The following is a 7,596-nucleotide window of genomic DNA, read 5'->3' as shown; positions in this document are numbered from 1 at the left end:
TTTTTGGGTAAGTATTTTAGTTCAACATATAGTTGTTTGCTAAACTTATATATTCTTCTATTTGATTTTGAATCCAAACTTCATCTTGCTCAAGTTCAATTGCCATAATTACAGCAACCTCGGGTGCAATTCGAGCACTCTCACGAGCATCCAACAATAAAGCTCTGGTTCTTCGTGATAAAACATCCTCAAGCGTACGTGCCATTTCATTTCGAACTGCCCATACAACCTGCGCCTTGATAATTCCGAGATCTTGACTTAAACAAGTAGCCAATTCTTTACTGGAACGAGCTAAATCAAGAATTTTTTCTGAATCTGAACCATAAAAATAAAGTGGATCGTTCAAGTCTACATTCTGTTTCCATCCATGTAGTGGTAAATTACGAGTCACAGATTTCTTTAATTCCAGAGCAGCTACTTTCGATGCAACATCAATTGTTTCTTCAGCCATCTGTCGGTAAGTTGTCCATTTTCCACCCGTAATAGTAACTAAACCAGCATCAGATGTATAAATCTTATGTCCTCGAGAAATTTCTTTTGTTTTTTTACCTTCTCCAGTTGGAGCTGCTAGAGGTCTAAGTCCAGCAAATACCGATTTAACATCAGATCGCTGCGGTTTCTTTGTCAGGAAACGCCCAGCAGTTTCGAGAATAAAATCAATCTCTTCTTCAAGCGCTCTAGGTTCTAGTTCCGCTTTCTCTTTTTGAACATCTGTTGTTCCAACAACCACCTTATTATGCCAAGGCACTGCAAATAAAACACGCCCATCATCGGTTTTCGGAATCATGATAGCATAATCATTAGGCACAAATTCCTTATCTAAAACAAGATGAACCCCCTGGCTAACACAAACGATATCTCTTGACTGAGGAGCATCCATTTTAATAATATCATCAACAAATACACCTGTTGCATTTACGACAACCTTTGCATTAATTTCAAACTGTTCTCCTGTTTCTTGATCTATTGCAGATACTCCAGATATTTGCCCCTTGGTTTTATTTAAACCAACAACTTTCATATAATTAATAGCTGTACCACCATTTTCCACAAAAGTCTGACAAAGGTTAATTCCATAACGAGCATCATCAAATTGACCATCATGATAAACAACGCCACCTCTAAGTTTATCTTTAATAAGCGTTGGAATACATTTTAATGTTTTCTTAAGCGAATAGGGTAAGGATCTACCAAGACCCAATCGTCCAGCCATTAAATCATAAGCAGTAAGACCTAAAGTATAATAAGGCTTGACCCACCATTTGTAACTAGGAATAATGAAAGATTGATCTTTAACTAAGTGTGGCGCATTTTGTTTCATCAGCCCTCTTTCTCTAAGAGCTTCTAAGACCAAAGAAATATTTCCTTGAGCCAAGTAACGAACTCCACCATGAACCAACTTCGTACTTCTACTAGAGGTTCCTTTGGTGAAATCATTTTGTTCAAGCAATAAAGTCTTAAAACCTCTGGTTGCTGACTCAAGTGCAGCACCTAGACCTGAAGCTCCTCCTCCAACTATCACAACATCCCATTTTTCAGAATTGTCCTTCAAGTTAAAAATCATTCTTTCACGTAACATTACCATTTTGCTATTACTTATTACTCATTTGTTTCTTCGAATCCTGAAAACCAGCATCATCTTTTCTATTCTGTTCTTCGTCTAATAAATCAGAGAAGAAATTATAAAAACGATTCATGGTAGCATTAAATTCCGATGTCATATCATTTTGCTGTTCCATGTCAAATTAATTTTATAATACATTTTATAATCAGATACATTGTTATACTATGCAGCTTGAGAAAAAATAAATAAGCAAAGCTTATTTATTATTATCCCTCGTCGAGACAAACTTAAAAAAAATACATAGCTATGCAAAGTACATTCATTATTTAATTATTATTTATAATACATCTAATTAGCGATAAGATAATCGATAGTCAAACTCAATAATTTGTATCAAATCTATTCCTTAGAGTTTCATATATAGACAACTTTTTTTAAAAAAAAAGAGTGAATCAATAATAATCGATTCACTCTTTTGATTCAGTAATAGGCTTAAAAACAATTTGTAAGCCTGTATTAAAAATTAACTCCAAAAATTAAGTTCGCAGTCTCTGCCTGAGGATTGATTGCAATCTTCGCCCAAGTTGATAGACTGTAGTTATCTGTAATTTTAATGTCGTGGCTTGCTGAAGCTCCTATGTTTACAAAACCAACACTTTGTCCGTAAACACATTCTTCAAACATATTCATACCTGCAAAAAATGAAATATTTTGGCCACCTATCTCAACTGGATATCCCAATTCTAAATATGATGAATAGTTTTGATTGCCTTCTGCATTCAAATCACGACCGTAAAGCACCGTACTCCAGCTTGCTGTTAATGGAAAGTCCTCACCAAAGTTGACATTAATAGTCGCATCAATTAGGTGATTGGTTGTCTTTCTATCAAAATCTAGATATTTATAATCGTTAATCGTTGCCCTATCTCTATTGGCAAACAAATCCCAAACGGCAATATTTACATATTCGTTGAATTTGTATCCAACATGAAAGTTGAACTCTGAATACGTATTATCCAGACCATATCCTCCCCAGGCACCAAATGTAAAGTTCTTGTTGGTGTAGGCCATATCAACTTCTAAATTGGCTGTATTACTCACCATAATACCTCTCCAGTAATGTCGAGATGTAAGAGATGGGCTAACTGTTACTTTTCCTTGGGCATTTGTTGTCAAATTTGAAGACAATAATATGGTAAGGACTAGCAAAAATGATAATCTGAATGTATTTTTTTTCATAAGAAGTAAGCTTAGACTCTGTAAAACATTTTTATAGATAAAACCATATTACAGAGTCAATTATATTTAGGTTAGATTGTAGGTATTAAACTCATAAACATGAAAGCTGCAATAGCTGCACCCAATACTGGTGCTACGATAGGAACCAAAGCATATCCCCAATCGCTAGTGCCTTTATTTTTCATTGGCAATACAGCGTGCATTATTCTAGGACCTAAGTCACGAGCTGGATTAATAGCGTAACCAGTTGTTCCCCCTAAAGAAAGTCCAATAGCTACAACCAATAATGCAACGGGAAGTGCACCTAAAGTTCCTAAACCGATTTTCGCTCCTTCCATTCCTGAAGCCTGTAGAGATGGACCAGCCAAATAAAAGATAACAAACATCAATACGAAAGCTCCAATAATTTCACTGATAGCATTACTACTAATATTACGGATTGCGGGACCTGTAGAGAAACAAGCTAGTTTAGAACCCCCATCTTCAGTAGAATTAAAATGATCGCGATACATTAACCAGACTAAGAAAGCTCCCATAGCAGCACCTAACATCTGTGCAACGATAAATAAACCAACTTTTGCCCATGCAAACATACCTGCTATGGCAAGCCCAAGAGTAACAGCTGGATTAATATGTGCTCCAGAAACTGGGCCCGCAACTGCAACGCCAACAAAAACAGCTAATCCCCATCCCATGGTGATGACCATCCAGCCACCATTATTACCTTTGGTTCCATTCAATACAACATTGGCAACTACACCATTTCCTAATAAAATCAATAACATTGTGCCTAAAAATTCGGCTATAAACTCATTCATAATAAAATCAATTAACGGTTATTATTATTTTTTAAACAAAAAAATACCAGAAACATTCAACTTCATCATCTCTCTCCCTCAATTCTGGTAATCCTTTTTATAAAAATCTATCTTTTAATCTTAAATATCCCAGTTCTTTGAACGTCCTAAAGCTTTATCCCATCCTGTAATTAATCGCTGAGATTCCTCTTTTGGCATTTCTGGCTCAAATTTTCTATCAATAGCCCACTGACTCTGAATATCTTCTACTCCATCCCAGTAACCAACTGCCAAACCAGCTAAATAAGCTGCTCCAAGGGCGGTCGTTTCAAGAGTTTTAGGTCTATATACTGGTGCGTCAAGCATATCCGATTGGAATTGCATCAATAAGTTATTAATGGCTGCTCCACCGTCAACTCGGAGTTCTCTAATTTCGATTCCAGCATCTGCTTCCATTGCCTTTAAAACATCCATTACCTGGAATGCGATTCCTTCTAAGGCTGCTCTTGCAATATGTGCAGCAGTTGAACCACGAGTTAAACCAACAATAGTTCCTCTAGCATACTGATCCCAATGTGGAGCTCCTAAACCTGTTAAAGCAGGAACCATAAATACACCACCATTGTCTTTTACTGAAGTTGCTAATGCTTCAACATCGGCAGAGGATTTAATAATACCCAATCCATCACGTAACCATTGTACAATGGCACCACCCATGAAGATACTTCCTTCAAGACAATAGGTCGTTTCACCATTAATTTGCCAACCAATAGTTGTAAGTAAGTTATTTTTAGATTTTACGGGCTTATTTCCTGTATTACATAGCATGAAACAACCTGTTCCGTATGTATTCTTAACCGAACCTGGCTCGATACACATTTGTCCGAATGTTGCAGCTTGCTGATCTCCTGCTATACCCGATATAGGCACCTCGTGAGCAAAAAGAGTTGTTACTGTATGTCCATATACTTCTGATGATGATTTAACCTCAGGAAGCATACTCATTGGAATATTAAGAAGTTCTAACATCTCAGTATCCCACTCCAATGTATTGATATTATATAATAAAGTTCTACTGGCATTAGATACATCAGTAACATGAACTTCACCTTGTGTCAATTTCCAAATAAGCCAGGAATCAATCGTTCCAAATGCTAATTTTCCTGCTTCCGCTTTTTCACGAGCACCTTCTACATTATCAAGAATCCATTTCACTTTAGTTCCTGAAAAATAAGAGTCGATAATCAAACCCGTTTTATCCTGGATCATATCAGCGTGACCATTCGCTCTTAATTCGTCGCAGTATTTTGAGGTACGACGATCTTGCCATACAATGGCATTATATATAGGTTGGCTCGTTTCACGATCCCAAACGACGGTTGTTTCTCTTTGATTGGTTATACCAATACCTGCAATACTTTTACCATTAACTCCTGCGCCTACAATAGCTTCAGCTGCAACACCTGCTTGTGTCGACCAAATCTCATTAGCATCGTGCTCTACCCATCCTGGTTGTGGGAAAATCTGTGTAAATTCCTTTTGAGCAGAACTTACCATCTCACCTTTTTTATTGAAAACAATAGCTCTCGAGCTAGTTGTACCTTGGTCTAATGATAAAATAAACTTGTCTTTCATTTTAGTTTTAATTTTAGGGTTTAGTTAGTAAATATGATTATTAGTTGTAATCAAATGGGGAATCTCTATCCGACTTAATACCGATATCAAAATGTAATCGTTTGCAGTAGAGTAAAAAAAAATAGAATTTGTTATCAGAGTGGTCAGCACACTCCTATTTTCAATAAACAAAACTTTTCTTTAGAGAATCTAAGATGAGTGTTTGCTTCCAAGCACTCATCTTAAGGGATCAATCATATCAGCTTTTAAATTCTGTGAAAATGAAACAATGGGTTTATTTATCATTTATAAATTCACAAATCAGAAAGCTTTATTTCTTAGTTTAATACGTATCTCAAAGCTAAAGTTTGATACTTCTCAACCTGGTCTGCTTCCCATTTTGAGTCATAACCTAATTCTTTAGCTAATAATTCGGCTACTTCAGGAGCTATTCTTGAACTTTCTCTTGCGTCCAACAATAATGCTCTTGTTCTTCGTGATAAAACATCTTCAACTGTACGAGCCATTTCATGTCGAGCAGCCCAGACAACCTGTGCTTTTATTATACCCAAATCCTTGCTCAAGTATTTACCTAAATTCTTTTCTTCTTTGGCTAAAGCTAGAATCTTTTCAGAATCAGACCCGTAAAAGTACAATGGATCATTCAAATCAACATTCTTTTTCCAGCCATGAATTGCCAAATTTCGAGTAATTGACTTTTTTATAGGATAAGTGGATACTTTTGATGCAGCATCTACAACTTCCTCTGCCATCTGACGATAGGTTGTCCATTTCCCACCAGTGATGGTGATTAAACCGGCCTCAGAGGTATAAATCTTGTGACCTCGAGAAATCTCTTTCGTCTTTTTGCCTTCTCCTGTTGGAGCTGCCAATGGTCTTAAACCAGCAAAAACTGATTTTACATCGGAACGTTTAGGAGCTTTGGTCAAGAAACGACCAGCTGTTTCAAGAATAAAATCAATTTCTTCTTCAAGAGCTTGGGGTTCAAGTTCAGCAGTATCTTTCTTCACATCAGTTGTTCCTACAACAACCTTATTGTGCCAAGGCACAGCAAATAATACACGACCATCATCAGTCTTAGGAATCATGATGGCATAATCATTTGGAACAAATTCTTTATCTAAAACAAGATGAACACCTTGACTTACACAAACAATATCTCTTGATTTAGGCGCATCCATTTTAATGATATCATCAACAAATACTCCTGTAGCATTAATAACAACTTTTGCTTTAATATCAATCCTATTACCACTCTCTCCATCAATGGCAGCAACACCAGAAATTTTACCTTCCGCTTTATTCAAACCAACTACTTTCATATAATTGATAGCAGTTCCACCATTCTCAACAAAGGTTTGACATAGGTTGATTCCGTAACGAGAATCGTCGAACTGACCATCATGGTAAACAACGCCACCTCTAAGGTTTTTCTGTATTAAAGTTGGTATATATTTAAGAGTTTTTTTCTTTGAATAAGGTAATGAACGACCTAAACCCAGGCGACCAGCCATAAAATCATAAGCAGTTAAACCCAAAGTATAATAAGGCTTTACCCACCAATTGTAACTTGGAATAATAAAAGACTGATCTTTCACAAGATGAGGTGCGTTTTGCTTCATCAAACCTCTTTCTCTCAATGCTTCAAGAACCAATGAAATGTTTCCTTGTGCTAGGTATCTTACACCTCCATGTACCAATTTTGTACTTCTACTTGAAGTCCCCTTGGTGAAGTCATCCTGTTCCAACAATAAAGTTTTCATTCCACGTGTTACGGCCTCAAGTGCTGCACCTAATCCCGACGCGCCTCCTCCAACAATAACAACATCCCATTCCTGGTTTGCCTTTTGTACCTCAGAGATCATATTTTCGCGTACCATTACCATTGTAAATTGTCTTTAGTTATAATTGACTAACTAATATGTTCTAATTGATTTTAACTTGATCATTATTATAAATCAAAGCCTCAATCAAATTTTTCTTCTTTTCTATTACCATCACATAATACATCACATAAAATCATACTTTGCATTACTATGCGCATTGATAAAAAATATATAAGCAGTACTTATACAATTCCTTTTATTATTGCTGACACTTCAAACCTATAAAAAAATACATAGCTATGCAAAGCATATCGCTTAACCTTGCTTGTTTGGAATCATTACAAAGAAATGAGAATACTAAGATAATAAGCATAATTAGCGAGTACAATCATAAACAAACCTATATCAATCATTGGTTATAGCAACGAAAATGGAATGGAATTATTTGATCAATAAAATTATATATACAGATAATATTTCTTAAAACATCCAAGCATAAATTAATAAAATATTCTCTTATACTTATCTGAGTCAT

The 7,596-nt window shown here is 35.9% G+C and carries 6 protein-coding genes; all 6 read right to left on the bottom strand.

The window, feature by feature from the left end:
- Positions 1-16: 16 nt before the first annotated feature.
- Entirely contained in the window at positions 17-1,579 is a 1,563-nt protein-coding gene (locus tag ABY905_RS11660) for a glycerol-3-phosphate dehydrogenase/oxidase (RefSeq protein WP_372644004.1), read from the bottom strand.
- A gap of 13 nt (positions 1,580-1,592) precedes the next feature.
- Positions 1,593-1,739: a hypothetical protein gene (locus ABY905_RS11655; protein WP_156190195.1), complete on the bottom strand. Its 147-nt coding sequence runs from the start codon at positions 1,737-1,739 to the stop codon at positions 1,593-1,595.
- Positions 1,740-2,080: 341 nt separating this feature from the next.
- Complete coding sequence (locus ABY905_RS11650; protein WP_372644001.1) at positions 2,081-2,803, bottom strand: hypothetical protein; 723 nt, start codon at positions 2,801-2,803, stop codon at positions 2,081-2,083.
- A gap of 71 nt (positions 2,804-2,874) precedes the next feature.
- Positions 2,875-3,621, bottom strand: a complete 747-nt coding sequence (locus tag ABY905_RS11645) for an MIP/aquaporin family protein (protein WP_372643999.1) — start codon at positions 3,619-3,621, stop codon at positions 2,875-2,877.
- Between the two features lie 120 nt (positions 3,622-3,741).
- A complete protein-coding gene (glpK, locus tag ABY905_RS11640) occupies positions 3,742-5,235 on the bottom strand; it encodes a glycerol kinase GlpK (protein WP_372643996.1) in 1,494 nt (497 codons plus the stop codon).
- 317 nt (positions 5,236-5,552) lie between these two features.
- Positions 5,553-7,121 (bottom strand): glycerol-3-phosphate dehydrogenase/oxidase, encoded by a 1,569-nt coding sequence (locus ABY905_RS11635; protein ID WP_372643993.1) that lies wholly within the window; start codon positions 7,119-7,121, stop codon positions 5,553-5,555.
- Between the last annotated feature and the right edge of the window lie 475 nt (positions 7,122-7,596).

This window comes from Ancylomarina sp. (assembly GCF_041555295.1).
Taxonomy (GTDB): domain Bacteria; phylum Bacteroidota; class Bacteroidia; order Bacteroidales; family Marinifilaceae; genus Ancylomarina.
Note: the sequence above shows the minus strand (reverse complement) of the source record. Positions and strands in the feature narration are given on the sequence as shown.